The 25,637-nt window shown below is 72.1% G+C and carries 23 protein-coding genes; 13 read left to right on the forward strand and 10 right to left on the reverse strand.

The features are described 5' to 3' along the window. Positions 1 to 31: 31 nt before the first annotated feature. Positions 32 to 445, reverse strand: a complete 414-nt coding sequence (locus tag ACT1U9_RS24985; protein ID WP_444534890.1) for a Rieske (2Fe-2S) protein — start codon at positions 443 to 445, stop codon at positions 32 to 34. 94 nt (positions 446 to 539) lie between these two features. Continuing rightward, a complete protein-coding gene (locus ACT1U9_RS24990) occupies positions 540 to 857 on the reverse strand; it encodes a DUF952 domain-containing protein (RefSeq protein WP_444534891.1) in 318 nt (105 codons plus the stop codon). A 146-nt stretch (positions 858 to 1,003) separates the two neighbouring features. Between ACT1U9_RS24990 and ACT1U9_RS24995 the strand changes: the two genes are divergently transcribed. The 4 genes from ACT1U9_RS24995 (at position 1,004) to der (ending at position 5,052) form a co-directional block, all read left to right on the forward strand. After that, a complete protein-coding gene (locus ACT1U9_RS24995; protein WP_444534892.1) occupies positions 1,004 to 2,089 on the forward strand; it encodes a prephenate dehydrogenase in 1,086 nt (361 codons plus the stop codon). Between the two features lie 85 nt (positions 2,090 to 2,174). After that, positions 2,175 to 2,882, forward strand: a complete 708-nt coding sequence (gene cmk / locus ACT1U9_RS25000; RefSeq protein ID WP_444534893.1) for a (d)CMP kinase — start codon at positions 2,175 to 2,177, stop codon at positions 2,880 to 2,882. Further along, on the forward strand, positions 2,840 to 3,523 hold the full coding sequence (locus ACT1U9_RS25005; protein WP_444534894.1) for a lysophospholipid acyltransferase family protein: 684 nt from the start codon (positions 2,840 to 2,842) through the stop codon (positions 3,521 to 3,523). Before cmk ends, ACT1U9_RS25005 begins: the two co-directional genes overlap by 43 nt. Before the next feature lie 71 nt (positions 3,524 to 3,594). Beyond that, positions 3,595 to 5,052, forward strand: a complete 1,458-nt coding sequence (gene der, locus ACT1U9_RS25010; protein ID WP_444534895.1) for a ribosome biogenesis GTPase Der — start codon at positions 3,595 to 3,597, stop codon at positions 5,050 to 5,052. 32 nt (positions 5,053 to 5,084) lie between these two features. Here der and ACT1U9_RS25015 read toward each other — a convergent pair whose 3' ends face one another. Together ACT1U9_RS25015 and ACT1U9_RS25020 are read right to left on the reverse strand one after the other, a co-directional pair. Continuing rightward, positions 5,085 to 5,495: a hypothetical protein gene (locus tag ACT1U9_RS25015; RefSeq protein WP_444534896.1), complete on the reverse strand. Its 411-nt coding sequence runs from the start codon at positions 5,493 to 5,495 to the stop codon at positions 5,085 to 5,087. A gap of 320 nt (positions 5,496 to 5,815) precedes the next feature. Further along, complete coding sequence (locus tag ACT1U9_RS25020) at positions 5,816 to 6,589, reverse strand: hypothetical protein (RefSeq protein ID WP_188275215.1); 774 nt, start codon at positions 6,587 to 6,589, stop codon at positions 5,816 to 5,818. Between the two features lie 530 nt (positions 6,590 to 7,119). Here ACT1U9_RS25020 and ACT1U9_RS25025 point away from each other — a divergent pair. Next, entirely contained in the window at positions 7,120 to 7,833 is a 714-nt protein-coding gene (locus ACT1U9_RS25025; RefSeq protein WP_444534897.1) for a transglycosylase family protein, read from the forward strand. 51 nt (positions 7,834 to 7,884) lie between these two features. On the opposite strand, the gene ACT1U9_RS25030 is transcribed toward ACT1U9_RS25025, so the two are convergent. From ACT1U9_RS25030 to ACT1U9_RS25040, 3 genes are read right to left on the reverse strand one after another with little or no spacing between them, the layout of a single operon-like run. Beyond that, positions 7,885 to 8,544 (reverse strand): ABC transporter ATP-binding protein, encoded by a 660-nt coding sequence (locus ACT1U9_RS25030; RefSeq protein ID WP_444534898.1) that lies wholly within the window; start codon positions 8,542 to 8,544, stop codon positions 7,885 to 7,887. A gap of 22 nt (positions 8,545 to 8,566) precedes the next feature. Beyond that, the gene (locus tag ACT1U9_RS25035) at positions 8,567 to 11,023 is read right to left on the reverse strand and encodes an ABC transporter permease subunit (protein WP_444534899.1); all 2,457 of its coding nucleotides are present in this window, start codon (positions 11,021 to 11,023) and stop codon (positions 8,567 to 8,569) included. Positions 11,024 to 11,026: 3 nt separating this feature from the next. Beyond that, positions 11,027 to 11,410, reverse strand: a complete 384-nt coding sequence (locus ACT1U9_RS25040; protein ID WP_444534900.1) for a hypothetical protein — start codon at positions 11,408 to 11,410, stop codon at positions 11,027 to 11,029. A gap of 104 nt (positions 11,411 to 11,514) precedes the next feature. Here ACT1U9_RS25040 and ACT1U9_RS25045 point away from each other — a divergent pair, with 104 nt between their 5' ends. Next, positions 11,515 to 12,033 (forward strand): hypothetical protein, encoded by a 519-nt coding sequence (locus ACT1U9_RS25045; RefSeq protein WP_444534901.1) that lies wholly within the window; start codon positions 11,515 to 11,517, stop codon positions 12,031 to 12,033. Then, positions 12,011 to 13,285, forward strand: coding sequence for an ABC transporter substrate-binding protein (locus tag ACT1U9_RS25050; protein ID WP_444534902.1), 1,275 nt, complete (start codon positions 12,011 to 12,013; stop codon positions 13,283 to 13,285). The genes ACT1U9_RS25045 and ACT1U9_RS25050 overlap by 23 nt, the downstream gene beginning before the upstream one ends. 4 nt (positions 13,286 to 13,289) lie before the next feature. Here the strand turns inward: ACT1U9_RS25050 and ctaD are convergent, their stop codons facing one another. Further along, positions 13,290 to 14,999 (reverse strand): aa3-type cytochrome oxidase subunit I, encoded by a 1,710-nt coding sequence (gene ctaD, locus ACT1U9_RS25055; protein WP_444534903.1) that lies wholly within the window; start codon positions 14,997 to 14,999, stop codon positions 13,290 to 13,292. 487 nt (positions 15,000 to 15,486) lie between these two features. On the opposite strand from ctaD, the gene ACT1U9_RS25060 reads away from it, so the two are divergent. Beyond that, positions 15,487 to 15,702, forward strand: coding sequence for an I78 family peptidase inhibitor (locus tag ACT1U9_RS25060; protein WP_188275207.1), 216 nt, complete (start codon positions 15,487 to 15,489; stop codon positions 15,700 to 15,702). Between the two features lie 129 nt (positions 15,703 to 15,831). Here ACT1U9_RS25060 and ACT1U9_RS25065 read toward each other — a convergent pair whose 3' ends face one another. Further along, entirely contained in the window at positions 15,832 to 16,821 is a 990-nt protein-coding gene (locus tag ACT1U9_RS25065) for a phosphatase PAP2 family protein (RefSeq protein WP_444534904.1), read from the reverse strand. 583 nt (positions 16,822 to 17,404) lie between these two features. Between ACT1U9_RS25065 and ACT1U9_RS25070 the strand changes: the two genes are divergently transcribed. Both ACT1U9_RS25070 and ACT1U9_RS25075 read left to right on the forward strand, forming a co-directional pair. After that, entirely contained in the window at positions 17,405 to 19,051 is a 1,647-nt protein-coding gene (locus tag ACT1U9_RS25070) for an MFS transporter (RefSeq protein ID WP_444534905.1), read from the forward strand. A gap of 88 nt (positions 19,052 to 19,139) precedes the next feature. Beyond that, positions 19,140 to 20,330: an acyl-CoA dehydrogenase family protein gene (locus tag ACT1U9_RS25075; protein ID WP_444534906.1), complete on the forward strand. Its 1,191-nt coding sequence runs from the start codon at positions 19,140 to 19,142 to the stop codon at positions 20,328 to 20,330. Between the two features lie 26 nt (positions 20,331 to 20,356). Here ACT1U9_RS25075 and ACT1U9_RS25080 read toward each other — a convergent pair whose 3' ends face one another. Further along, a complete protein-coding gene (locus ACT1U9_RS25080) occupies positions 20,357 to 20,791 on the reverse strand; it encodes a cell division protein SepF (RefSeq protein WP_444534907.1) in 435 nt (144 codons plus the stop codon). Positions 20,792 to 21,101: 310 nt separating this feature from the next. On the opposite strand from ACT1U9_RS25080, the gene ACT1U9_RS25085 reads away from it, so the two are divergent. The 3 genes from ACT1U9_RS25085 to ACT1U9_RS25095 all read left to right on the forward strand — a co-directional run bounded on the left by ACT1U9_RS25085 (position 21,102) and on the right by ACT1U9_RS25095 (position 25,637). Then, positions 21,102 to 22,394, forward strand: coding sequence for a DUF5685 family protein (locus ACT1U9_RS25085; RefSeq protein WP_444534908.1), 1,293 nt, complete (start codon positions 21,102 to 21,104; stop codon positions 22,392 to 22,394). A 373-nt stretch (positions 22,395 to 22,767) separates the two neighbouring features. Continuing rightward, positions 22,768 to 24,579, forward strand: coding sequence for an FAD/NAD(P)-binding protein (locus tag ACT1U9_RS25090; protein WP_444534909.1), 1,812 nt, complete (start codon positions 22,768 to 22,770; stop codon positions 24,577 to 24,579). A gap of 47 nt (positions 24,580 to 24,626) precedes the next feature. After that, positions 24,627 to 25,637 carry an LLM class flavin-dependent oxidoreductase gene (locus tag ACT1U9_RS25095; RefSeq protein ID WP_444534910.1) on the forward strand — a complete coding sequence of 337 codons (1,011 nt, stop codon included), beginning with the start codon at positions 24,627 to 24,629 and terminating at the stop codon, positions 25,635 to 25,637.

A 25,637-nucleotide genomic window follows, 5' to 3' on the forward strand; every position in this document is an offset into this window, starting at 1 on the left:
GCAGGTCGGGCAGGTCGGGCGTTGTGGCCGGTCAGGCCAGGCGGATCGAGTTGTTTTCGACCGTGATGCGCTCGGACGGGAGCGGGCGCGGGGCCGGGCCGGACGCCACCGAGGCGTCGGCCACGCGGTACTTGCTGCCGTGGCAGGGGCAGTTGATCGTGCCGTTCGAGACGTCCTTCACCGTGCAGCCCATGTGGGTGCAGATCGCCGAGAACGCCTTGAAGGTGCCGGACTCCGGCTGGGTCACCACGACCTTCTCGGCCGCGAAGACCTTCCCGCCGCCCACCGGGATGTCGGACGTCTTCGCCAGTACGCCACCGCCCCCGGCTCCCTGCTGCGTACTGCCCGTTCCGCCGCTCGTGTTGTCGCTCTTGCCGCAGCCCGCCAGCGCGGCCGAGCCCGCGGCCGCCGCGAGCACCGCGCGGCGGGTGGTTGCCGTCTCCATGGGGTGCCATCTTGGTGCACCCCCGCCGCGACGGCGGCGACGCGCGCGTGGCGTACGCCGTATGGCCCAGCCCTCGTCAGGGCGGGGTCCACTGTTATGGCGCGGTCCACTTCCCCGCGGCCCGGTGCAGCTGTTCGACGCCCGTGACCGCCGCCCGCTCGATCGGGCCGTACACATGCGGGAAGGCGTCGTCCCGGCCCTCCCAGCGGACCTCGGCGCCCAGCGCGGCCTCGTCGATGGATAGGACCAGGAGCGGGGCCGACTCGTCCCCGTAGCACGCGTCCGCGATCGCGAGCGCGGTCGCGCGGTCGCCGGAGCAGTGCACGAAGCCCTCGGCCGCGAGGGAGGACGGGGCGTACGGGGCCGTCCCGGCAGCGTTCCAGTCGGACAGCGGGACCACATGGAAGATCATCCCCTCGTTCTACCCCATGCCGCCCGTACGGCGGAGGCCGTGCCCGGGTGTCAGTGGGGCTGACTAGGCTTTAGGTCTCAGGTCCGGACTCCCGGGCCAGGGAGTTCACGCCACCTTGGCGCCGCACGTCGCAAGGACATCGCCCAGTGAGGACCGCACTCGTCATCGGTACCGGCCTGATCGGTACCTCCGCCGCGCTCGCCCTCGCCGGGCGCGGGGTCACCGTCCACCTCGTCGACCACGACCCGGCCCAGGCCCGGACCGCGGCCGCGCTCGGCGCGGGGACGGACGAACCGCCCCAGGGTCAGGTGGACCTGGCGGTGGTGGCGGTGCCGCCCGCCCATGTCGCGGCCACGCTGGCCGAGGCGATCCGTACGGGCGCGGCCCGGGCGTACATAGACGTCGCCAGCGTCAAGGGCGGCCCGCGCCGCGAGCTGGAGGCGCTGGGCTGCGACCTCTCCACGTACATCGGTACGCACCCGATGTCCGGCAAGGAGCGCTCGGGTCCGCTGGCCGCCACCGCCGACCTCTTCGAGGGCCGCCCCTGGGTGCTCACCCCGACCCGGGACACCGACACCGAGGTGCTGAACCTCGCCCTGGAGCTGGTCGCGCTCTGCCGCGCGGTGCCCGTGGTGATGGACGCGGACGCGCACGACCGCGCGGTCGCCCTCGTCTCGCACACCCCGCAGCTGGTCTCCTCGATGGTCGCGGCCCGGCTCGCGGAGGCGGACGAGACGGCGGTACGGCTGTGCGGCCAGGGCATCCGGGACGTGACCCGGATCGCCGCCTCCGACCCCCGGATGTGGGTGGAGATCCTCTCCGCCAACCCGGGGCCGGTCGCGGACGTGCTGTCCGGCATCGCCGCCGACCTGGACGAGACGGTACGGGCGCTGCGCTCCCTGGAGTCCTCGGACGAGCAGAAGCGGCGCGGCGGCGCGGCCGATGTCGAGGACGTACTGCGGCGCGGCAACGCGGGCCGCGAGCGGGTGCCCGGCAAGCACGGCGCGGCTCCCACGGCGTACGAGGTCGTCGCGGTGCTCATCAGCGACCAGCCGGGCGAGCTGGCCCGGATCTTCGCGGACGCCGGCCGGGCCGGGGTCAACATCGAGGACGTGCGCATCGACCACGCCACCGCCCAGCAGGCCGGTCTGGTCCAGCTGATGGTGGAGCCGGCCGCCGCGCCGGGCCTCACCGCGTCCCTGCGGGAGCGGGGCTGGGCGATCCGGCAGTAGGCGCCGGAACGGGCCGCACGTATGAGCCAGTAACCTTGGTGCGGGGCGGAAGTGTGCCCGCCCACCCCGTCTCCGTACCAGGAAGGTGTCCGTCACCGTGGAAAGCGCCGCCCGGACCGCTCCGGCAGCTGTGATCGTCGCCATCGACGGCCCTTCCGGCACCGGCAAGTCCAGCACCTCCAAGGCGGTCGCCGCCAAGCTGGGGCTGAGCTACCTGGACACCGGCGCCCAGTACCGGGCGATCACCTGGTGGATGCTGAGCAACGACGTCGACACCGACGACCCGGCGGCGATCGCCACCGCGGCCGCCAAGCCCGTCATCGTCTCCGGCACCGACCCCTCGGCGCCGACCATCACGGTGGACGGCCTCGACGCGTCCGGTCCGATCCGTACGCAGGAGGTCACCGCCAAGGTCAGCGCGGTCAGCGCCGTCCCGGAGGTGCGGGCGCTCATCACCCAGCTCCAGCGGGACACGGCGGCCGCCGCCGAGGCGGGCATCGTGGTCGAGGGCCGCGACATCGGTACGACGGTGCTGCCGGACGCCGACCTGAAGGTGTTCCTCACCGCGTCCCCGGAGGCGCGTGCCGCCCGGCGCAGCGGTGAGCTGAAGGGCGTCGACGTGGCCACCACGAAGGAAGCCCTGATCAAGCGGGACGCGGCGGACTCCAGCCGTAAGACCTCCCCGCTGGCCAAGGCCGACGACGCGGTCGAGGTGGACACCACCGAGCTCACCCTCGACCAGGTCATCGAGTGCGTGGTCACCCTCATCGAGGAGAAGCAGGCCGCCAAGTGACAGCTCCCACCGAGCGGGGCGCCGAGATCGGGCGCCGGATCGGCGTCGGGCTCATGTACGGGCTGTGGAAGCCCCGGGTGCTCGGCTCCTGGCGGGTTCCGGCGAGCGGCCCGGTGATCCTCGCCGTCAACCACTCGCACAACATCGACGGCCCGATGGTCATGGGCACCGCCCCGCGCGGCACCCACTTCCTGATCAAGAAGGAGGCCTTCGTCGGGCCTCTGGGACCCTTCCTGGAGGGGATCGGCCAGCTGAAGGTCGACCGCGCGGCCACCGACCGCACAGCGATCACCGACGCGCTGGCCGTGCTCGACAACGGCGGGGTGCTCGGGATCTTCCCCGAGGGCACCCGGGGCGACGGCGACTTCGCCTCGCTGCGGGCCGGGCTCGCCTACTTCGCCGTACGGTCGGGGGCGCCCATCGTCCCCGTGGCGGTCCTGGGCAGCACCGAGCGCCCGGGGCGGCTGATAAAGGCGCTGCCGCCCCTGCGCAGCCGGGTCGACGTCGTCTTCGGCGACGCCTTCCAGGCCGGGGACGGCAGCGGACGGCGGACCCGTACGGCGCTGGACGAGGCGACCGTACGGATCCAGGAGCGGCTCACCGGCCACCTGGAAAACGCCAGGCGCCTCACCGGGCGCTGAGCGAGACTTGAGACTTGAGTAGTGGACCGGACGCCCGGTCCATCGATGACGCAGAACGAGGAACGGACTTCATGAACGACCAGCACGACCACGGAGCGCTTGGCGACGCCGAGTACGCGGAGTTCATGGAGCTCGCCGCGGAAGAGGGCTTCGACATCGAGGACGTCGAGGGCGCGATCGAGGAGGCGGGCCACGGCCCGCTGCCCGTCCTCGCCGTCGTCGGCCGCCCGAACGTCGGCAAGTCGACCCTGGTGAACCGCATCATCGGCCGCCGCGAGGCGGTCGTCGAGGACAAGCCGGGTGTCACCCGCGACCGCGTCACCTACGAGGCGGAGTGGGCGGGCCGCCGCTTCAAGGTCGTCGACACCGGCGGCTGGGAGCAGGACGTGCTCGGCATCGACGCGTCCGTGGCCGCCCAGGCGGAGTACGCGATCGAGGCCGCCGACGCGTGTGTCTTCGTCGTGGACGCCAAGGTCGGCGCCACCGACACCGACGAGGCCGTCGTCAAGCTGCTGCGCCGGGCCGGCAAGCCCGTCGTGCTGTGCGCCAACAAGGTGGACGGCCAGTCGGGCGAGGCGGACGCCGCCGCGCTGTGGTCGCTCGGCCTCGGCATGCCGCACCCCGTCTCCTCGCTGCACGGCCGCGGCACCGGCGACATGCTGGACGCCGTCCTGGAGGCGCTGCCCGAGGCGCCCGCGCAGACCTTCGGCACCGCCGCCCCCGGCGGCCCCCGCCGTATCGCGCTCATCGGCCGCCCGAACGTCGGCAAGTCCTCGCTCCTGAACAAGGTGGCGAAGGAGGACCGCGTCGTCGTCAACGAGCTGGCCGGCACCACCCGCGACCCGGTCGACGAGCTGATCGAGCTCGGCGGCGTGACCTGGAAGTTCATCGACACCGCGGGCATCCGCAAGCGCGTCCACCTCCAGCAGGGCGCCGACTACTACGCCTCGCTGCGCACGGCCGCCGCCGTCGAGAAGGCCGAGGTCGCGGTCATCCTGATCGACGCGACCGAGAACATCAGCGTCCAGGACCAGCGCATCATCACCATGGCCGTCGAGTCGGGCCGTGCCGTCGTCATCGCGTACAACAAGTGGGACGACCTCGACGAGGAGCGCCGCTACTACCTGGAGCGCGAGATCGAGACCGAGATGCAGCAGGTGTCCTGGGCACCGCGCGTCAACGTCTCGGCGCTGACCGGCCGCCACATGGAGAAGCTGGTCCCGGCGATCGAGACCGCCCTTGCGGGCTGGGAGACGCGCGTCCCGACTGGGCGGCTGAACGCCTTCCTCGGTGAGATCGTCGCCGCCCACCCGCACCCGATCCGGGGCGGCAAGCAGCCGCGCATCCTGTTCGGTACGCAGGCGGGCACCAAGCCGCCGCGGTTCGTGCTCTTCGCCTCCGGCTTCCTGGAGCACGGCTACCGCCGCTTCGTCGAGCGCCGTCTGCGCGAGGAGTTCGGCTTCGAGGGCACCCCGATCCACATCTCGGTGCGGGTGCGCGAGAAGCGCGGCGCCAACAAGAAGAAGTAACCCCGTCGCTGGGGTGCTGTGGGGCTACGGCCTCAGAGCCCTCTGCGCGGGGCGGGCGGCAGTGCGGCCGGGAGCTGATGGAGCCCGGTGTGCTGCCGCCCTGTCATATGGGCGGTGCCCGCGCCGACACCGGTCGGCATGCCGCCCGTGGCCATGCCGCTCATCTGCCAGGTGACACCGCTGTGCGCGGGGTACGCGGTCAGGCTCGCCACGGTCTGGGGGTGCGGGCCCTGCGGGTGGAACGGCTGGGCGTGGTGCTGGTGGCCGCCGCGGAAGCCGTGCGCCCCGGCGTGGGCCAGGGCCGCGAAGCCGCGGAAGCCGAGGTCGTCCTCGCCGCTGCGATCGCCCGGCAGCGCCCGGAAGGACCGGCGGTACTCGGAGTACAGCGCGTCGTAGATCGGGGTGGCGGAGAGCCCGCCGAACAGATCATGCGCGGGGCGCATGGCGGGGATCTGCGACTGGTACGGCTGGCGTGAGGGCTCGTATGAGTGCACGTATGTGCCAACGACCCCGAGGGCCGTCGGATGCGGGCCGAAACGCGGATATCGCGTGCGAGCGGATGCACCGGGGCATCCCGGCGCACGCGGGGCGCTCACGCGGCGGCGGCCGTCGTACCGGCGAAACGGGTGACCCGAAGGCCCCGCTGAATCCACCCCGGACGCCCCGACGGAACAGCTCGGCTGAATCGGCTCGGCGCCCCAACGCACCCCGGGGCCCGGGCCCGTTACGAGGCCCGGGCCCCGGGGTGCGGGGCCGTCTCAGCTCACGTGCCCGCCAGTGGCATCGCGGCCGACACCAGCGTGCCGTCGGAGGCCGCCTTCTCCAGCGCGTCGCGCAGCAGGTCCTCGCGGGGCTGCTGGCCGATCGAGCCGACCGGGGCCGCGAAGACCAGGACGCGCTGGGTGCGGTTGGCGGCCGCGCGCCAGCCCTCGGTCACCTGGAGCGGCTGGTGGGCCTGCCACCACGAGACCGGGCTGCCGCCGCCTCCCGTGCCCGGCTGGAGGATCGCGTGCAGCTGGCCCATCGCGAGCAGCACCGACCAGCCGTTGAGGACCGACGGCATCCGGCCGACCTCGGTGACCGGCACGAAGCCCTGCTCGATGAGGAGCGGCAGGAACTCGTCCACGGTGCCGCCCGAGCCGGGGCGGGCGATCGGGGCGGTCGGCTCCACGACGAGCGCGGGGTGCAGCGCGCCCTCGATGAGGATGAGGCCGCTGGTGATGCCGAGCACGGCCTGCTCGGGCGCGGCGCCGCCGAACTCGTCGCCGGTGATGGACCGCACGGCCCCCTGGAGCTGCTCCTCGGAGACCTGGACGACCTGGGAGGGGATGCAGGAGGCGTGGGCGAAGGCGAGGACGGCGGTCTCGTCGCCGACGAAGAGCACGGTGCTGGTCGCCTCGTGCTCGGAGTCGCCCGGGGTGCGGCAGGAGGTGCAGTCGTAGCTGCCCGGGGCGTTCTCGCCGGCGAGCAGCCGGTCGGCTTCTTCGTCGCCGATCTCGGCGCGGACGTCCTCGCTGACGTCGAGCATGCGCGGCACGGGTGGCTCCTACTGGATGCGTGCGCCGGGTGGTTCCCGGCTCCTGAAAGGACAACGGCGGATCTGTGGCAGGGGTCACGCCCACAGGCGAACGGAATCGAACCGGCGGGCGCACAGCGTGAGCGCGCCCCCGGAACTCCTTACTCCACGTCAACAGGTGGCAGTTGCACGGAAGTTGACCCGGTGAGCTGAGTCACAGATCAGCTCGACAGCAGGTCGACAAATCCTGAAATCCCTCAATCAAGTGGGTGTCTGGAAATAGCCGTTACCCTGGGTAATGGTCAACTGGCCTGGAATGACAAGGCATTGGTTGATACCAGGGTGATCCGGTCCCTACATTCCACGCCGTGTGCATCGAGCACCGCCCGGGCAGCCCGCCCCGTACGGCCGCACGAACGAGTACGACTCGTACGACCGCACCACAGGCAAGCGCACGACCCCGGCGGGCGGGGCGGCACGGACCGAGACGCCGGACGCGTCGAGGGCCCTGCCGTCAGGGGGAACCCCGGGTCCTTCGGAAGAGGGACTTCATGTCTGTTGGTACCAGTCGTTCCGGCTCCAGGCGCGGTCGTGGCACAGCGGCGCTGATCGGAGCCGCCGTGGTGGCGGCACCGTTGGCCCTGCTCGCGGTATCCGCCGGCCCGGCGGGCGCGGCGGACGGTGCGGTGTGGGACCGCATCGCCCAGTGCGAGAGCGGAGGAAACTGGCACATCAGCACCGGCAACGGCTACTACGGCGGGCTCCAGTTCTCCGCCGGCTCCTGGCGGGCGTACGGCGGCGGGGCGTACGCGTCCACCGCCGACGGGGCCAGCCGGGCGCAGCAGATAGCCGTCGCCACCCGGCTCCAGCACGCGCAGGGCTGGGGTGCGTGGCCGTCCTGCTCGGTCAGCGCGGGCGCGTACGGGGACGCGCCCTCGGTGCCCAAGCCTTCGGCGCCGAAGCACTCCGCGCCCAAGACCGTGTCGAAGCCGTTCCACGCGCCCAAGTCCCTGCCGCACAAGGCGGAATCGGGCAAGGCCGAAACGCGCCAGGCTGAGCCGAGGAGGGCCACCTCGGCCGAGCGGCCGGCCGTCCAGGCCGACCGCTCCGCGCGCGGCGGCCAGTACACCGTGCGTGACGGCGACACGCTCTCGGCCATCGCGGCGGCCCACGGCACGGGCTGGCAGGCGCTGTACGAGGCCAACAAGGCCGTCATCGGCGCCGACCCGGACCTGATCCTGCCCGGGCAGACGCTCGCGCTGTAGGCGGTCGGGCGAGGTACGTGAGCCCCACCCGGTCGTCCGGCCGGGTGGGGCTCAGTCCGGTGGGCCGTCGCCGAACTCCGCGCTCTCGCCGCTGAACACCACGCGCCCGCGCCGCAGTTGATGCACGATCGCCGTCCGGCCGGGCGGCAGCCGCTGTTCCGCGACGACGACGGCCGCGTCCCGGGCCAGCTCCGCGAGCAGGTCGTACGTACGGTCCGCGACCGGCGGGGACATGCCCTGCGTGGGCTCGTCGAGCAGGACGAGGCGGGCGCCGCGCAGCAGCGCGCGCGAGACGGCGAGCATCCGCTGCTCGCCGCCGGACAGGGTGCCCGCCCGGCGGGGGAACAGGGGGCGCAGCTCCGGGTATCCGTCGAGCGCGACCGCGAAGTCGGCGTCGGGGGCGGCCAGTTCGAGGTTCTCGGCGACCGTGAGCCCCGCGTGCACGGCCCGGGTGTCGGGAACGAGGCAGAGGCCGCACCGGGCCCGTACGTGGGCGGGCAGCCGGGTGACGTCGGCGCCCCGCCACACCACCCGCCCGGCGGTCAGCGGCACCGTGCCCGCCAGGGCGCGCAGGGCGGTGGTGCGCCCGGAGCCGTTGCGGCCGAGCAGGACGGTGAGGGCGCGGGCGGGCACGGCCAGGTCGATCCCGTGCAGCGCCTCCAGCGGCCCGTACCGCACCCGCGCCGCGCTCAACTCGATCTCGACGCCCATGACCCGCCTCCGCGCCGCGCGCTCATTCGATCCGTCCCGCCCGCATCACATGGACCCGGTCGGCGATGTCCGCGACCAGGTCGAGGTCGTGCTCGACGACGAGGACGGCCATGCCGTCGGCGGCCAGCGCGCGCAGCACCCGGGCCAGTTCGCGGATCTCGGCGGCGTCCAGACCGGCCGCGGGCTCGTCGAGCAGCAGGGTGTGCGGGCGGCCCGCGAGGGCCCGGCCGAGCTCGACGCGGCGCAGCGTGCCGGTCGGCAGTCCGGCCGCGGGCAGCCGCCGCACCCCGCCCGCCAGGCCCATGAGCCGCAGCGCCTGCTCCACGGCGGCCGGGTCCCGCACCCGGCCCTGCTCGGCCCCCACACGTACGTTCTCCTCCACGGTCAGCGACGGGAACACCGCGATCTGCTGGAAGGTCCGGGCGATACCGAGCCGGGTGCGGGCGTGGGCGGGGCGGCGGGTGATGTCGTCCCCGCCGAGCACGACCCGGCCCGCGTCGGGGCGCAGGGTTCCGCAGAGGCAGTGGAACAGGGTGGTCTTGCCCGCCCCGTTGCCGCCGATCAGCGCGGTGACCTCGCCCGGCGGCACGGTCAGGTCGATCCCGGCCAGGACGGTGTACGGGCCGTACGAGAGCCGTACTCCGTGCGCGGTGAGCTGCGGGGGCGGGCCTGCCGGAAGCGCCTTGCGGGGCGGCGGAGGGGGAGGCTGCACGCGCGCGGGCCGCCGCCATCGCGAAAGGAGCTCGTGGACCTGCGGGAAGCGGCCGATCAGCAGCGCGAGCAGACCGACGACGGCCGCCGCCACCCCGCCCTGCGTGCCCGCGTCCAGGCCGACCAGGAGCGCCGCCCCGGCGAGCGCGCCCAGCGGGTTGTCGGCGCCCAGGACCACCACCGCCGCGAACCAGAGCAGCCCGCGCACCGGGTCGTATGCGCCGGGATCGAAGGTGCGCAGCCCCATCGAGAGCAGCCCGCCGCCGAGCGCGGCCAGCGCGGCGCCGGTGACGAACGCGAGGAGCTTGAGCGCGGGAACGGGCACGCCCGAGGCCGCCGCGCCCTCCTCGTGGTCGCGCATGGCCGCCAGCGCACGGCCCGGGCGCCCCCGGCGCAGCGCGGCGACCGCGAGCAACGAGCAGAGCAGCAGGGCGAGTTCGACGCTGTAGTACGCGCGGTCGTCGCTCAGACCCGCCGGGCGCGACACGGTCAGGCCCGAGGTGGCGTACGGCTGGGCGAAGACGAAACGGCTCGCGGCGACGCCGACCGCGAGCGTCGCCAGAGCCAGCGCCAGGCCGTGCCGGCGGATCGCAGGTCGGCCGGTCAGCAGGCCGAGCGGGGCGACCAGGACCACCGCGACACCCAGCGCGACCAGCTCCGGCACCGACCGCGCGAGCCACGCCGTGAAGAGCGCGCCCAGACCGGCGTACGCCGTCTGGCCCAGCGAGATCTGGCCGCCCCGGCCGGTCACCACGACCAGCGACAGCAGGATGATCGCCAGCGCCGGGACCTGCACGGAGGTGTGCAGATCCGAGCCCGCGAAGCCGAGCGGCAGCAGGAACAGTACGCCCGCCACCAGCCAGGCGACCGACGGTATCCGCACCGCAGCCACCGTCGTACGCGACAGCGCGTCCCGTCCGCCGACCCCCGGCAGCACCAACGCGGCCACCAGCAGCGCCACCACGAACAGGTTCGCCCCCACCGCCTGGACCAGCGGTTCGGCGCGGCCCGACGGGTGCAGCCGGGTCAGCTGGGCCTGGGCGACGCCGATCAGCAGCGCCGCAGCCACCGCGACCACGACACTGCGCATCCTGGCGATCACCGCGACCGCGATGACCTCGACGACGAGCAGGGGCAGCCCGTACGGGTCGAGTCGTACGTAAGGCGCGAGCAGGACGCCCGTGAGTCCCGCCGTGAACGCGCCGAACGCCCAGCCCACCGACGCCACCCGGTCCGTGTCGATGCCGCCGAGCGCGGCCAGTTCGCGGTTGTCGACGACCGCGCGCACCTCGCCGCCGAACCGCGTCCAGCGGGTCACCGTCACCACCAGTGCGGCGAGCGCCGCGACCACCGCCAGCTGGCCCCACGGCTCGTCCGTGACCAGCGCCGGGGCGTCGGGCCGCGCGCCCGGGCCCCAGATCAGCGCGGCGCCGCCGACGAGCAGCACGAACACACCGATCGAGGCGACCAGGGTCCGGGTGGGGTCGTTGCCCTCGACCGAGAGTCGGCGGAAGACCAGCACGTCGAGCAGCACGCCGATGGCCGGGGCGATCACCACCAGGGTCACGATGGCCGCGAGCACGAGCGGCCAGTGCCAGTCGACGACCAACTGGCGCAGTACATAGGCGCACACCATGGCGATCGCGCCGTGCGCCAGATTGAGCACGCCGGTCGTCCGGAAGGTGACGACGAGGCCCATGCCGGTGAGGGCGGCCGCGCTGCCGACCGTGAGCCCGGCGAGGGTCAGGTCGTACGTCAGGGACGCCACGGGTCAGGGCTCGCACACGGGGCAGGGGTCGAGCAGCTTGTCGCCGGCGGGCTGTGCATCCGGGCGCGCGGCGACCAGCGGGCAGTCGGGCCGGTGTGCCAGCGTTCCGCCCGGTACGCACAGCAGGGGGCCGTCCGAGGAGGGCGGCCCGGGTTCCTCGGGTGCCTCGGCCGGGCGGGGCCGTACCTCCGGGACGGCCTCCACGCGCGCGAGGAGCACCGCGCCCGCCACCAGGAGGGCGGCGCCCGGCACCGTGCAGGAGGCCAGATAGGGGATCTGGCGCGCGGCGAACCGCTCGCCCGACACGCCGTACCAGCCCGCCACGCACAGGACCGCGCCGCAGGCGACGGCCGCGAGGCCCGCCCACAGCAGCCGGGAAGTCCGCATCAGGCCCCCAGGTCCCGCGTCGCGTCTGGTGGTGGAAGGCGATTCCTTGCACTATGCCCTGAAGCGGCAGACCCTGGAAGCATTCGGTCTTGGTGGTGAGCCAGATGAGTCTCGGCACTCGTGTTCGACCTGCGGCCTGGGCGGCCGCGGCGGTCCTCGTCCTGGTCCCGGTCGCGTCAGCGTGCTCGGACAGCACAGGCGGCTCCGCGAAGTCCCCCTCGCCCTCCGCGACCGCGCCCGCCAACTCCCCGGCGCTGAACCAGCCGGGCGACCCGGCCGCGGCCAAGGCGCAGATCGAGAAGAACTGGGCGACCTTCTTCGACTCCAAGGCCTCCACCGAGGCCAAGGTGAAGGTGCTGGAGAACGGCGACATGCTGCGGCCGCTGCTCGCCGCGTTCGGCGGCGACAAGAACGCGGCGCAGTCCTCCGCGAAGGTCACCGCCGTCACGTTCATCTCGCCGACCGCCGCTGCCGTGACGTACGACCTGCTGGTCGGCGGCAACCCGGCGCTGCCCGGCGCCAAGGGCACCGCGGTGCTCCAGGACCAGACATGGAAGGTCTCGGTGAAGACGCTCTGCGCGCTCGTCAAGCTGAGCGGCAATGCGGCCGCGCCGGGCTGCTGAGAGGCTGCTGCTGACGGCGCTGCTCCTGCTCGGCGCCGGCTGCGGCAGTCGGCTTCCCGAGCGGGACTTCGAGGGCGGGCCCAGCCGGTCGGCGGCCACCGAGCCGATCCGGATCGGCATCATCGCCAGCGAGACCAGCCCGGTCGGCGGCGCCGCCTTCACCGGGCCGCGTGACGGCGCCCGCGCCTACTTCGCCGCGCTCAACGCCCAAGGCGGCCTGGGCGGACACAAGATCGAGGTGCTGACCTGCGACGACGGCGGCAGCGGGGTCGGCAACACCGAGTGCGTGCACCGGCTCGTGGACGAGAAGAAGGTGTTCGCGCTCGTCGCCACGACCGCGCTCGACTACGCGGGCGCGCCCCTGGTCTCCGCCGCCGGAGTCCCCGACATCGGCGGCCAGCCGATCGGCGCGGCCTATGACACCTACCCGCATCTGTACGGGATCTACGGCAGCGACGCCCCGCGCGAGGGCACCCCCGGCTGGGGCGGCAGCCTCTACGGCGGCACCGAGGTCTACCGGTACTTCAAGAACGAGCAGGGCGCGCGCACGGCCGCCGTCGTCTCCTACAACCAGGCCGCGTCCGCCGCGTACGCCCGTCTGGTGACCGCCGGGCTGAAGGCCGAGGGCTATCAAGTGGTCGGCGAACAGGTCGACTTCGTACTGCCGAACTTCCGTGCCGTCGCCGCCGACCTGAAGAGCCGGGGCGCCGATCTGGTCTTCGACGCGCTGGACACTCACGGCAATGTGCAGCTGTGCGAGGCCATGGACGCGCTCGGCGTGAAGGTCACCGCCAAGGTCACCAATGTGCAGAACTGGAACTCGGCCGTCGGCGACGACTACCGGGACGCGCCGCGCTGCCGCAACGCCCTGTGGGTGACCGGCTCGTCGCGCGACTACGACGACAAGGACCATCCGGAAGTGGCCGCGTTCCGCGCGGCGCTGAAGGGCAAGGCGCTCTCCCAGTGGCAGCTGGAGGGCTGGGCGGCCGCCATGTGGTTCACGGACGCGGCCCGCTCCTGCCCGCCGACCGCGCTCACGCGCGCGTGCGTGGAGGACTTCCTGGGCCGCCCGCAGCCGTACACCGCACGCGGCCTGCTCCTTCCGGTGTCGTACGCGCATCTCGCCCGGCCGCCCGAAGAGCGCCGCACCTGTCTGTCGGTGGCCCGCTGGCAGGACGGCAAGGGGTGGGTCTCGCAGGGCGAGATGACCACCAACTGCTTCACCGTCCCGCAGCTGGCCTACCGGCCCTGAACCCTCAGTCCTCCGATGCTTCCGGACCCACCGGCTCCTTCTCCTTGCGGCTGTCGAGGACCAGGTCGTCGCGGAACGGCGCGAACTCGGGGTGGTGCAGGTCGAACGCGGGGGACTCGGTGCGGATGCGCGGGATGGTCACGAAGTTGTGGCGCGGCGGCGGGCAGGAGGTCGCCCACTCCAGCGAGCGCCCGAACCCCCATGGGTCGTCGACGCCCACCAACTCCCCGTACTTCGCGGTCTTCCAGACGTTGTAGAGGAACGGCAGCGTGGACATGCCGAGCAGGAAGGCGCCGATGGAGGAGACCGTGTTGAGGGCGGTGAAGCCGTCGGCGGCCAGATAGTCCGCGTACCGCCGGGGCATACCCTCGGCGCCCAGCCAGTGCTGGACCAGGAACGTGGTGTGGAAGCCGATGAAGAGCGTCCAGAAGTGGATTTTGCCGAGGCGTTCGTCGAGCATCTTGCCGGTGAACTTGGGCCACCAGAAGTAGAAGCCGCCGAACGTCGCGAAGACGACCGTGCCGAAGACCACGTAGTGGAAGTGGGCCACCACGAAGTACGAGTCGGTGACATGGAAGTCGAGCGGCGGCGAGGCGAGGATGACACCGGTGAGGCCGCCGAAGAGGAAGCTCACCAGGAAGCCGACCGCCCAGAGCATCGGTGTCTCGAAACTCAGCGAGCCGCGCAGCATCGTGCCGGTCCAGTTGAAGAACTTCACCCCCGTCGGCACCGCGATGAGGAACGACACGAACGAGAAGAAGGGCAGCAGCACCGCGCCGGTCGCGAACATGTGGTGCGCCCACACCACGACGGACAGGCCCGTGATGGCCATGGTGGCGCCGACCAGGGTGAGATAGCCGAAGATCGGCTTGCGGGCGAAGACCGGGATGATCTCGGTGATGATGCCGAAGAACGGCAGCGCGATGATGTAGACCTCGGGATGGCCGAAGAACCAGAAGAGGTGCTGCCACAGCAGCGCGCCTCCCCACTGCGGCTCGAACACCACCGCGCCGAACCTGCGGTCCGCCTCCAGGACGAGCAGCGCCGCCGCCAGCACCGGGAAGGCGATCAGCACCAGGATCGAGGTGAACAGCACGTTCCAGGTGAAGACCGGCATCCGGAACATCGTCATGCCGGGCGCGCGCATCCCGATGATGGTGGTCAGGAAGTTGACGGCACCCAGGATCGTGCCGAAACCGGCGAGCGCGAGCCCCATGATCCACAGGTCCGGGCCGACACCGGGGGAGTGGACCGAGGAGTTGAGCGGCGCGTAGGCGAACCAACCGAAGGCGGCCGGGCCCCCGGTGACGAAGAACGAGCCGAGGACGATGAGCCCGCCGAAGAGGAACAGCCAGTACGAGAGCATGTTCAGCCGGGGGAAGGCGACGTCCGGCGAGCCGATCTGGAGCGGCATGATCTCGTTGGCGAACCCGGCGAAGGTCGGGGTGGCGAAGAGCAGCAGCATGATCGTGCCGTGCATGGTGAAGAGCTGGTTGTACTCCTGGTTGGTCATGATCTGCAGGCCCGGTCGGGCCAGCTCGGCCCGCATGAGCAGGGCCATGACCCCGGCGGCCAGGAAGAACACGAACGACGTGACCAGGTAGAGATGCCCGATCTTCTTGTGATCCGTGGTGGTCAGCCAGTCCACGATCACCCGGCCCGACTGCCGGGCCTCCACCGGTTCCGCGTCCGCGGTCGCCGTCTCCGTACCCATCGCCGCCCCCACTCAGGTGTCAGGCATCAGGCCGGTAGCCATGATGCTCGCGCTGGTACCCGGTCCGACAGGGTGCGTACGTGACCGGGACGGGTGCATACGAGCCAAACGGGCCGGACGCAGCCGACGGCGAAGCGGAACCGCCGCCGGTGCGGATTCTGTAAGGATGCCGTGAATTCCCTATGGCCCGTCAATTTCCCACGCTGGGCGCCGGGGAAGTAATTCCGGCGCGTGTTTGCGAGGCACCGTCAGGCGAATTCCGTAATGGATCCGAACCATCTGTCGAAGGGTGCCGTATTTCGCGTCGGGCCGCGCGGAACTCCCCGTACGAGTGACCAAGTTCGAGGTAAACCCCGCGCAAGATCCTGTGACACAAGTGTGACCGGAGGGGGACGTGGTGCGGACACGGGCAGGGCAGGGGGCCGGGCGGCGGACCGGGCGCGGCCCCGGCTTCCGTCGCCGCCCGGGGCCGCCTACGGTGGCTGGCATGGCACCCATACCGACCCCTTCCGCACAGCCCGACGACGCCCCCGACGCCTATGTGGGCCTGGCCGGCGAGGCCGCCGAGCGGCTGGCACGCGCGCGTGGCTGGACCACCGTCAGGTCGCTCCCGCCCGGCTCGATCATTACCATGGAGTACCTCGAAGGGCGGCTGAACTTCGAGGTGGCCGACGGCACGGTGATCCGCTGCTGGCGCGGCTGAAAGCGGCTCCTTACCTGTACGACGAAGGCCCCGGCCGCTCCGGAGTGGAGCCGCGGGGCCTTCGCCTTGCGGGGGTGGTTGTGCGTACCGGTCCCCCGCCGTCCAGTGTGCCGACCGGCAGGCGCCGGGTCAGCCGCCGATCGGGCGCGCCGGGGCCGGGCGCGGGCCGCGCTCGGAGTGCTGCGGGCGCCTGCTGGCCGCCGGGGGCACCGGGGGCCGCTCCGGGCGGGAGCCGGACGGGGGCCGGGTGGCGCCCCGGGCCGCGCGGGTGCCGGAGGCCACGCCGACCGGCTCGCGCACCGGAGTGTCGTCCTCGTTGGCGCTGCGCTGGGCGAACATCGCGGGCAGCGCACCGGCCGGAACGGGCAGCGCGGGAGCGGCAGTTCCGCGTGCACGCCACTTGGCGCGCAGGGCGAAGATCAGAGCCTCGGCGCGGGCGATCACCGGCTCGCACCAGGGCAGCATGAGCAGGATGAGGAGACCGGCCGCCCAGCCGAGGAGCACATCGCTCACCCAGTGCGTACCGAGGTAGACCGTGGTGGCGCCGACGCCGAGGGCGACCATGGCCGAGATCACCGACAGCCAGCGCCTGGCCCTCGGGGTGGTGGCCAGATAGGCGAGGATGCCCCACGTCACCACCGCGTTGGCGGTGTGGCCGGAGGGGAATATATCGCCGCCCGCGAAGAGCTCGGCGGAGCCGATCTGGGTCGCGTAGTGCGGGCCGAGCCGCCCCAGGCCCAGCTTGACCGCGCCGACCGTGATGTTCAGGAGCAGCAGGGAGGCGCCGAGCGCGAGCAGTGGGCGCAGGGTGTGCTGCCGCCAGGATCGCCAGCCCAGCCAGGCCGCGACCATCACCGCCGTCGGACCGCGCTGGCCGAGGACCACGAAGTAGTCGAGGAAGGCGTGCAGCTGCGGCCACTGCTCGTACGGCCGGTACAGCATGACCTTCCAGTCCAGCTCGACGAGCCAGGACGAGGCGAGCACGGCGACGACGATGGCGAGGTAGAACGCCATCGTCGCGGCGAAGAGGATCACGCGGTGACGGCTCATCCGCGGGATCGCTATCTTCGGCGGTTCGGGCTCCCGGTCCAGACGGGCGAAGATTAGGTCGGTACGCACTCAATCGACGTTACAGCGAGTGAGTGACGGCCCAGGCCGATCCGGCGGGTTTGTGATGACGATGTGATGTGGAGTAGGTCTCACGCGCCGGATTATTCCCGGGCCCGGAAAATACGGTGATGACCTTGGGGTCTATTCCGTTCGGGCCGGTTCGGGAACGCGCTTTGGACGCGGTGAATTGGTTCGCCGGGAAGCGGGGCGGAATTCATCGTTCGGTCATCGGACCTGGCACGGTGTGCCGGGCAATCGCGGCACGGCGTGCCAAGATCATTTATCGTGGCCCGGCCTCGGGCCCCGCCGCACTTGTGGCGCCGCGCGGTGAGTCGCGGGGTGAACGAGGGGCGAAGCGGAGCGCACGGGGGCGTGACGGAGTGGCGTACGCCACACCCGTGGGGCGTACGGGGTGAGAGGTGCACCACGTGCCGCTGGCTTGAACTCGCGTACGCTGACGGATCACTCGCATCGTCGATGCCGGGCCCGCCGAGACCAGGTCAGGGGCCGCCGAGAGCGAGGGACGACGCGCCACCGCGAGGCCGGCGCGTCCCGGGACCCCGGCAGGGGCCGCCGTACAGGAGGCACACACATGGCAGGAACGACCACGGACGCCGCACGCGCGCGTGCCACCGCCGGCGGCGCCAACCGCTGGGTCGTCCTCGTCGTCCTCTGTGTGAGCCTGCTGCTCGTCGCGCTCGACGCGACCGTTCTGCATGTCGCGGTCCCCTCGGTCACCGAGGACCTGCGCCCCAGCGCCACCGCGCTGCTCTGGATCGTCGACGCCTACCCGCTGGTCTGCGCCGCGCTCCTCATCCTCTTCGGCACCCTCGGCGACCGCGTCGGCCGCCGCCGGGTGCTGCTGCTCGGCTACGGCATATTCGGCGCGGCCTCCGCGGTCGCCGCCCTCGCCGGTTCGGCGGAGCTATTGATCGTCGCCCGCGCGCTGCTCGGCGTCGGCGGCGCGATGATCATGCCCGCCACCCTCTCGATCCTGCGCGCGGTCTTCCCCGACCGCCGTGAACGCGCCACCGCCATCGGTGTGTGGACCGCGACCGCCGCGATCGGCGCCGCCACCGGACCCGTGCTCGGCGGTTTCCTGGTCCAGCACTTCTGGTGGGGCTCGGTCTTCCTGATCAACATCCCGCTGATGGCGCTGATCCTGCCGCTCGGCCGCAAGCTGCTGCCCGAGTCGAAGGGATCGGCCGACGGGCCGTGGGACGTGCTCGGCGCGCTGATGGCGGCGGCCGGGGTGCTCACCCTGGTGCTCGGCGTGAAGCGCCTCGGCGCCGGTCACGGCGTCATGGACGTCTGGACGCTGGCGCCGCTGTGCGTGGGCACGGCCCTGATCGTCCTCTTCGTACGCCGCCAGAAGCGCCGTACGCATCCGCTCGTCGACATGCGGATGTTCTCCCGGCCCACCTTCTCCACCTCGGTGGGGTGCATCGTGCTCGCCATGCTGGCGCTGGTCGGCCTGGAGCTGATCGCGGTCCAGTACCTCCAGCTGGTCCTCGGGCTCAGCCCGCTGGAGACGGGCCTTCGGCTGCTGCCGCTCACCTTCGCCGCGATGGCCGCGGGCGCCACCGGCTCGCACACCCTGCGCCGGTTCGGCCCGCGCACGATGGTCGCCTGCGGCTTCGCGCTCACGGCCGGGGCCGTCCTCCTCCTCGTCATGATGGGCCAGCACGACCGCCCGGCCCTGCTGACCTGCGCCTTCATAGTCCTGGGCTTCGGCCTGCAGACGACGCTCTTCGGGGCGTACGAATCGATGCTCAGCGAGGCGCCCGCCGACTGCGCGGGCGGCGCCGCCGCGATCGGCGAGACCTCGTACCAGCTCGGCGCCGGGATGGGGATCGCCCTGCTCGGCAGTGTGATGAACGCGGCCTACGCCCCCGGCGTCGCCGACGTCCCCGGGGTGCCGGACACCGCGTCGACGGGCGCGGCCAACTCGCTGGGCGAGGCGTACGACATCGCGGCCCGGCTCGGGGGGCCCGCGGGGGACGCCCTGCGCAGCGCGGCCCAGCACTCCTTCGTGCACGGTCTGCATGTGACGCTGCTGGTCAGCGCGGGTCTGCTGGTCCTCGGCGCGGTGGCCGCGCTGCGGCTGCCGCGCGCGATGGAATGCCCCGCGCAGCACGCGGAACTGCCCGCCCAGCGCACCGACGCGCCGCTCGCGATGGCCGACCGGCCGATGGTCCCCGCCGCCGAGGCCGCGGGGTCTGGACGCGCGGGACACTGACCCGTAACGTCAGCGCTCAGCAATAACTACCACTGCTAGTTTTAGCTGAGCCGCACAGGTTCTGAGCGAGCCGCCGGAGGCATCCCTCATGTCCGCACCCGCCAAGCTGCCCCCCTTCGACCCGGCCGACCCCCTCGGCATCGACGATCTGCTGAGCGCCGAGGACCTCGCGGTCCGCGACACCGTCCGCTCCTGGGCCGCCGACCGGGTCCTGCCGCACATCGCCGAGTGGTACGAGAACGGCGAGCTCCCCGGCATCCGCGAACTCGCCCGCGAGCTCGGCTCGATCGGGGCGCTCGGCATGTCCCTGACCGGTTATGGCTGCGCGGGCGCCAGTGCCGTCCAGTACGGCCTGGCCTGTCTGGAGCTGGAGGCCGCCGACTCGGGCATCCGCTCGCTCGTCTCCGTCCAGGGCTCGCTCGCGATGTACGCGATCTGGAAGTACGGCTCCGAGGAGCAGAAGCAGCGCTGGCTGCCCGGTATGGCGGCGGGCGAGATCATCGGCTGCTTCGGCCTCACCGAGCCCGACCACGGCTCCGACCCGGCCGGTATGCGCACGTACGCCAAGAAGGACGGCACCGACTGGGTGCTCAACGGGCGCAAGATGTGGATCACCAATGGCTCGGTGGCCGGGGTCGCGGTGGTCTGGGCGCAGACCGACGAGGGAATTCGCGGCTTCGCCGTCCCCACCGACACCCCCGGCTTCTCGGCGCCGGAGATCAAGCACAAGTGGTCGCTGCGGGCGTCCGTCACCAGTGAGCTGGTCATGGACGACGTGCGACTGCCCGCCGACGCCGTGCTGCCCGACGTCACCGGCCTCAAGGGCCCGCTCAGCTGTCTCTCGCACGCGCGCTACGGCATCGTCTGGGGCGCGATGGGCGCGGCCCGGTCCTCCTTCGAGGCGGCCGTGGAGTACGCCAAGAGCCGGGAGCAGTTCGGCAGGCCCATCGGCGGCTTCCAGCTCACCCAGGCCAAGCTCGCCGACATGGCGGTCGAGCTGCACAAGGGCATCCTGCTCGCCCATCACCTGGGGATGCGCATGGACGCGGGGCGGCTCCGCCCGGAACAGGTCAGCTTCGGAAAGCTCAACAATGTGCGGGAGGCGATCGAGATCTGCCGCACCTCGCGCACGATCCTCGGGGCGAACGGGATCTCGCTCGAATACCCGGTGATGCGGCACGCCACCAACCTCGAATCGGTGCTGACGTACGAGGGCACCGTCGAGATGCACCAGCTGGTGCTGGGCAAGGCGCTCACCGGACTCGACGCGTTCCGCTAGGACCGCGGATCCGGTGAGCGCCCTGCTCAGCTCTGATTGAAGAAGCCGCCCGCGGTGCGGCCCGCCTCGCCGCTGACGATCTCGGTGTCGGCGGGGGTCAGCAGGAAGACCCTCGTCGCCACCCGCTCGATGGAGCCGCGCAGCCCGAAGGTCAGCCCGGCCGCGAAGTCGACGACGCGCTTGGCGTCACCGGGCTCCATGGACGTGAGGTTCACGATGACCGGGACGCCTTCCCGGAAGAGCTCGCCGATACCGCGCGCGTCCCGGAAGCCGTCGGGGGTGACGGTGGCGATCCGGCGGCCCTGCTCCTCGGCCGCCTCGGAGGCCACCCGCACCCGCGGGTCCGTCACCCAGGCCTCGCCGGACGACCCGGCTTCCTCGGTGTACTCGTCGTCGTAGTAGCGGTCGTCGTTGTCCTCGACAAGTCCCAGCCAGGCACTCGCCTTGCGCACCGATCCCATGGACGCCTCCTCTCACAGCGGACTTCTTCTTGCCACTTCTTGCGTTCCGCATCCCTATGGTCGTCCATGATGCGGATACCGCGCCAAGTGGATAGCCGCCGTGCAGGGGATTCGTGACGGTACTGGTGCAGAAGATGTGGCGAATCGTCAGCTTTCTTCCGCTGTATGACGGGTAACGGATACAAAATATGAACTTCCGTCCAGACGGGTGACGGAGGGGGCGTACGAGTGAACGGATGGCTCGATACGATGCCTGGCGCACTGTTGAACGAAGCGTAGGGCGTGTGTCCTACGTCACCGGGGGAGCTTCGTGTTCGGAATCGTCAGGCCCTGCTCGCATCGGCTCACGGAAGGGCTGAAGACCGAGTGGATGGCCCATCTGTGCGGGCTCTGCCTGGCACTTCGCTCGGACCACGGACAGCTCGCCAGGGTCGTCACCAACTACGACGGCCTGATCGTCTCGGTTCTGACGGAGGCTCAGGTCGAGCGGACCACCGGGTGGCGGCGCACGGCCGGGCCATGTCCGCTGCGCGCGATGCGAACCGCCCCCGTCGCCAAGGGTGAGGGCGCCCGCCTCGCTGCCGCCGTCTCCCTGGTCCTGGCCTCGGCGAAGGTCCGCGACCACGTGGCCGACCGGGACGGCCTGTTGAAGCGCAGGCCCGTGGCGCTCGCCGCCCGCCGGGTCGCCGCGCGCTGGGACAAGGCGGGCGCCCGTACGGGTGCGTCGCTCGGCTTCGACACGGCGGTCCTGGTCGACGCGGTCGACCGGCAGACGGCGATCGAGGCGCTCGCCGGGCCCGGCACCTCTCTGCTGACCGTCACCGAGCCGACCGAGACGGCCACGGCCGCCGCCTTCGCGCACACCGCCGTCCTCGCCGACCGCCCGCACAACGCGGAGCCGCTGGCGGAGGCGGGCCGCCTCTTCGGCCGGCTCGCGCATCTGCTGGACGCCGTGGAGGACCAGGCATCTGACGCCGCGTCGGGTGCCTGGAACCCGCTCACGGCGACCGGCACCGACCTCGTCGAGGCCCGCCGCCTCGCCGACGACGCCGTGCACGGCATCCGGCTGGCCCTGCGCGAGGTCGACTTCGTCGACGGCAAGCTCGCGCACGTACTCCTCGCCCATGAGCTCGGCCAGTCCGTGAACCGGTCGTTCAAAACGGTGAGCTGCGGGCACGCCGGTCACGGTGGCGGGTCGGCGCACGCTTCGCATCAGCCGGGACCGTACGGCCCCTACGGCACGCCGCCGCCGGGCAACCCTTACGCGCCGAACCCGGGCAACCCGTACGCGAACCCGGGCAACCCTTACGCGCCCGGTCCCGGAGGCCCGTTCGGGCCGCCGTTCGGGCCGCCCGAGCCGCCGCGTCGGCGCGGGCTGATCGCCGGGTGCGGTGTCTTCGTCGGGCTCTGCTGCACCTGCCGGATGTGCTGCGCCGAGGAGTACGAGGGCCCCTGGTCCCGGAAGAAGCGCGAGGGCTTCTGCCGGGACTGCGACTGCGACTGCTGTGACGTCTGCGACTGCTGTAGCAACTGCAGCAGCTGTGCGGACTGCTGTAGCTGTGAAGGCTGCTGCTGCGACGGATGCGACTGCGGGTGCAACTGATGACGCTCCGTCATGCTGCTTGCGCGGTGGTACGAGGGGAGGGGTGCGCGGTGTCAGGCGTGTGAAGGCGCGGAAGGAGAAAACAGAATGCGAGGCCGTGCAGAGGGTCGGCTCAACAGGAACAGGACCACACTCGACCGAAGTCGATGTGGGAGCGCGTGACCAGCCACTGCTGCGGATGCATGGCCCAAGTGGAACAGGCATCCGTATCCGCGTCAACCGACCTGAGACGTACGGCTCACACTCTGGACAGGCTTGACAAGCGGCCGTACGCACCGCTTAGCCTCGGCAACGGACCGTGCTGAGGGGCTGGTCCGCGCCGTGTTCGTGAAGGCATCACCGTGTTCGATCTCTGCATCCACGGAGCCTTCGTATGCCCCTTGCCCGCTCGAAACTCCTCAAGCTCCCGCTTCACCGGCCGTCCCTGGTCGTCGTCGGAGCCGGTCCGAGGGGGACCGGATTCCTGGAACGGCTGGCCGCCAACCTCCCTGAGCTGTACGGGGATCAGCCGCTGGACGTCCATCTGGTCGACCCGTACCCACCGGGCGGCGGTCGGATCTGGCGCGCGGAGCAGTCGCCGCTGCTGTGGATGAACTCCATGGCCGAGGACGTCACCATGTTCACCGACGACACCGTCCAGCAGGAGGGCCCGGTCCGCCCCGGACCGACCCTCGCCGAATGGGCCGGGATCGACGGGCAGAGCTTTCCGAGTCGGCGGGCGCAGGGCGCGTATCTGCGGTGGGTGTACGAGCAGGCGGTGGCCGCGCTCGGCCCGACGGTCACCGTGCACGAGCACCGCACGCGCGCGCTGCGGATCGGCGGACCGCGCGAGGGCCGCCGGCACGTCCACCTGGAGGGCCGCGCCGCACCGCTGGCCGCCGATCTCGTGGTGCTCGCCATCGGCCACCTCGACGCCGAACTCGACGACGAGCAGCGGGAGTCGGCGGCCTTCGCGGCCCGCCACGACCTCGTCCATCTGCCGCCCGACTTCACCGCCGACTCGGATCTGTCGGCCCTGCGCCCCGGCGAACCGGTGATCGTACGCGGCTTCGGGCTCGCCTTCATCGACCTGATGGTGCTCCTGACCGAGGGGCGCGGCGGGCGGTACGCGGCGGACGGGAGCTACCTCCCGTCGGGCCGGGAGCCGGTGCTGTACGTCGGGTCGCGGCGCGGAGTCCCGTACCACTCGAAGATCGGATACACCTGGCAGGGCGAACGGCCGCCGCTGCCGCGCTTCTTCGGGCCGGAGGCGGTCGACGAACTGCTGAGTCGGCCGGGGCGCCCCGATTTCCGCCGGGACGTATGGCCGCTCATCGACAAGGAGCTCGGCTTCGCCCACTACCGCCGGCTGTTCAGCGCCCATCCCGAGCGCGTCGTCGTCAACTGGCCGGACTTCGAGGAGAAGTACGCGGCCGCAGACCCCGGCAGCCCCGAACTGCACGCCCTGATCGCCGCAGCCGTCCCCGACCCGGCAGACCGCCTCGACCTGGAGGCGCTTGACCATCCCCTGGACGGGGTGCGCTTCCCGTCGTACGAAGCACTTCAGGAGGGTCTGCGGGGATACATCACCCACGACATGACGAGACGTCATGATGCCGCGAACAGCGTCGACTTGGCGGTGTTCCTGGGACTGCTCTCCGTATACGGGCAGCTGTCCCGGCTCGGTGATGTGGGCCGCTGGTGGCACGGGTTCTTCAGCTATCTCGCCTCCGGCCCGCCCGGCCCCCGGCTGCGGCAACTGCTCGCGCTGTCCGACGCCGGGATCGTGCGCTTCCTCGGCGCGGGGATCACCGTCGAGAGCGACGGGGACGCGGGCGTCTTCCGTGCGGGCAGCGCCAGTGTGCCCGGGGAGTGGATCGAGGCGCGTGCCCTGGTCGAGGCACGGTTGCCGGAGCCGTCGCTCGACCGCACCCGCAGCCCGCTGCTGCGCGCGCTGTACCGGGACGGGGCGGGGGCGACCGAGGCGGGGCTGCTCAGCGTGGACCCCGCCGACGGGCGCGTCCTGGACCGCGAAGCCCGCCCGTACCCACGCCTTTTCGCGCTCGGCCCGCACACCACCGCGCGGGCGTCCGGGGCCTTCACCCGGCCCCGCACCGGCGGCCCCGCGTTCCGCCAGAACGACGCGACCGCGCGCGCCGCCCTTGCCTTCCTGCGCGACCTCGCGTGCCACCGCCTCAGCGCCTGACCACTGGGCACCGCCCACCCCGTACTCCGTCCGAAAGGGACCGCCCCATGAGCGCCTCCGACAGGTCGGCCACCCGGCCGCTCCATCTCGCCGTCGACCTCGGCGGCCCACCGCACTACGACGCCCCGCACTACATCCGGCTCGCCCGGCTCGCCGAGCGCGGCAGGCTGGACTTCGTCACCCTCGGGGACTCCTTCGCCCGGCCGGGCCCGGACGCGCTCGCCGTGCTCGCCCGGGTCGCGCCCGCCACCGGGCGGATCGGGCTCGTCCCCACCGTGACCACCACCCACACCGAGCCGTTCCATGTCTCCTCGGCCGTGGCCACCCTCGACTGGGTGAGCCGGGGCCGGGCGGGCTGGAGCCCGCAGGTGTCGACCACCGAGGCCGAGGCCCGGCTCTTCGGCCGCCGACCGGCCGCGCCCGTGGCCGAGCTGTGGCACGAGGCGCGCGAAGTCGCCGATGTGGCAGCCAAGTTGTGGGACAGCTGGGAGGACGGCGCCGAGATCCGCGACGAGCCGACCGGCCGCTTCATCGACCGCGGCAAACTGCACTACGTCGACTTCGAAGGCCGTACGTTCTCGGTGCGCGGCCCCGCCATCGTGCCCCGGCCGCCGCAGGGCCACCCCGTCACCGTGATCGACGCGACCGATCCCGAGGCCCGCGCCGCCGCCGTCCGGCACGCCGGCATCGCCCTCGTACGGGCCGAGGACCCCACCACCGCGCGCGAGGCCCGCGAGGAGCTGCGCGACCGGGTCCGGGCGCACGGCCGCGACCCCGGACGCCTTCGGGTGCTCGTCTCGATCCCGGTCGAACTGCACACCACGGCCGACGCGGTCGGCCTCGCCGGGCTGATCGGCGACTGGTGCGAGCAGGGCGCCGCCGACGGCTTCCATCTGCGCCCGGCCGACCCCGGACGCGATCTCGCGCTCGTCGTCGACGGGACGGTGCCCGTGCTCCAGCACCGTGGCTTACTGCGCCGCTTCTATCCCGGCGCCACACTCCGCGAACACCTGGGCCTGACCCGGGCCGTCAACCAGTACGCCGGGAGGGCGTCTTGA

It is taken from the genome of Streptomyces sp. BR1, assembly GCF_052373795.1.
In the GTDB taxonomy this organism is placed as follows: domain Bacteria; phylum Actinomycetota; class Actinomycetes; order Streptomycetales; family Streptomycetaceae; genus Streptomyces.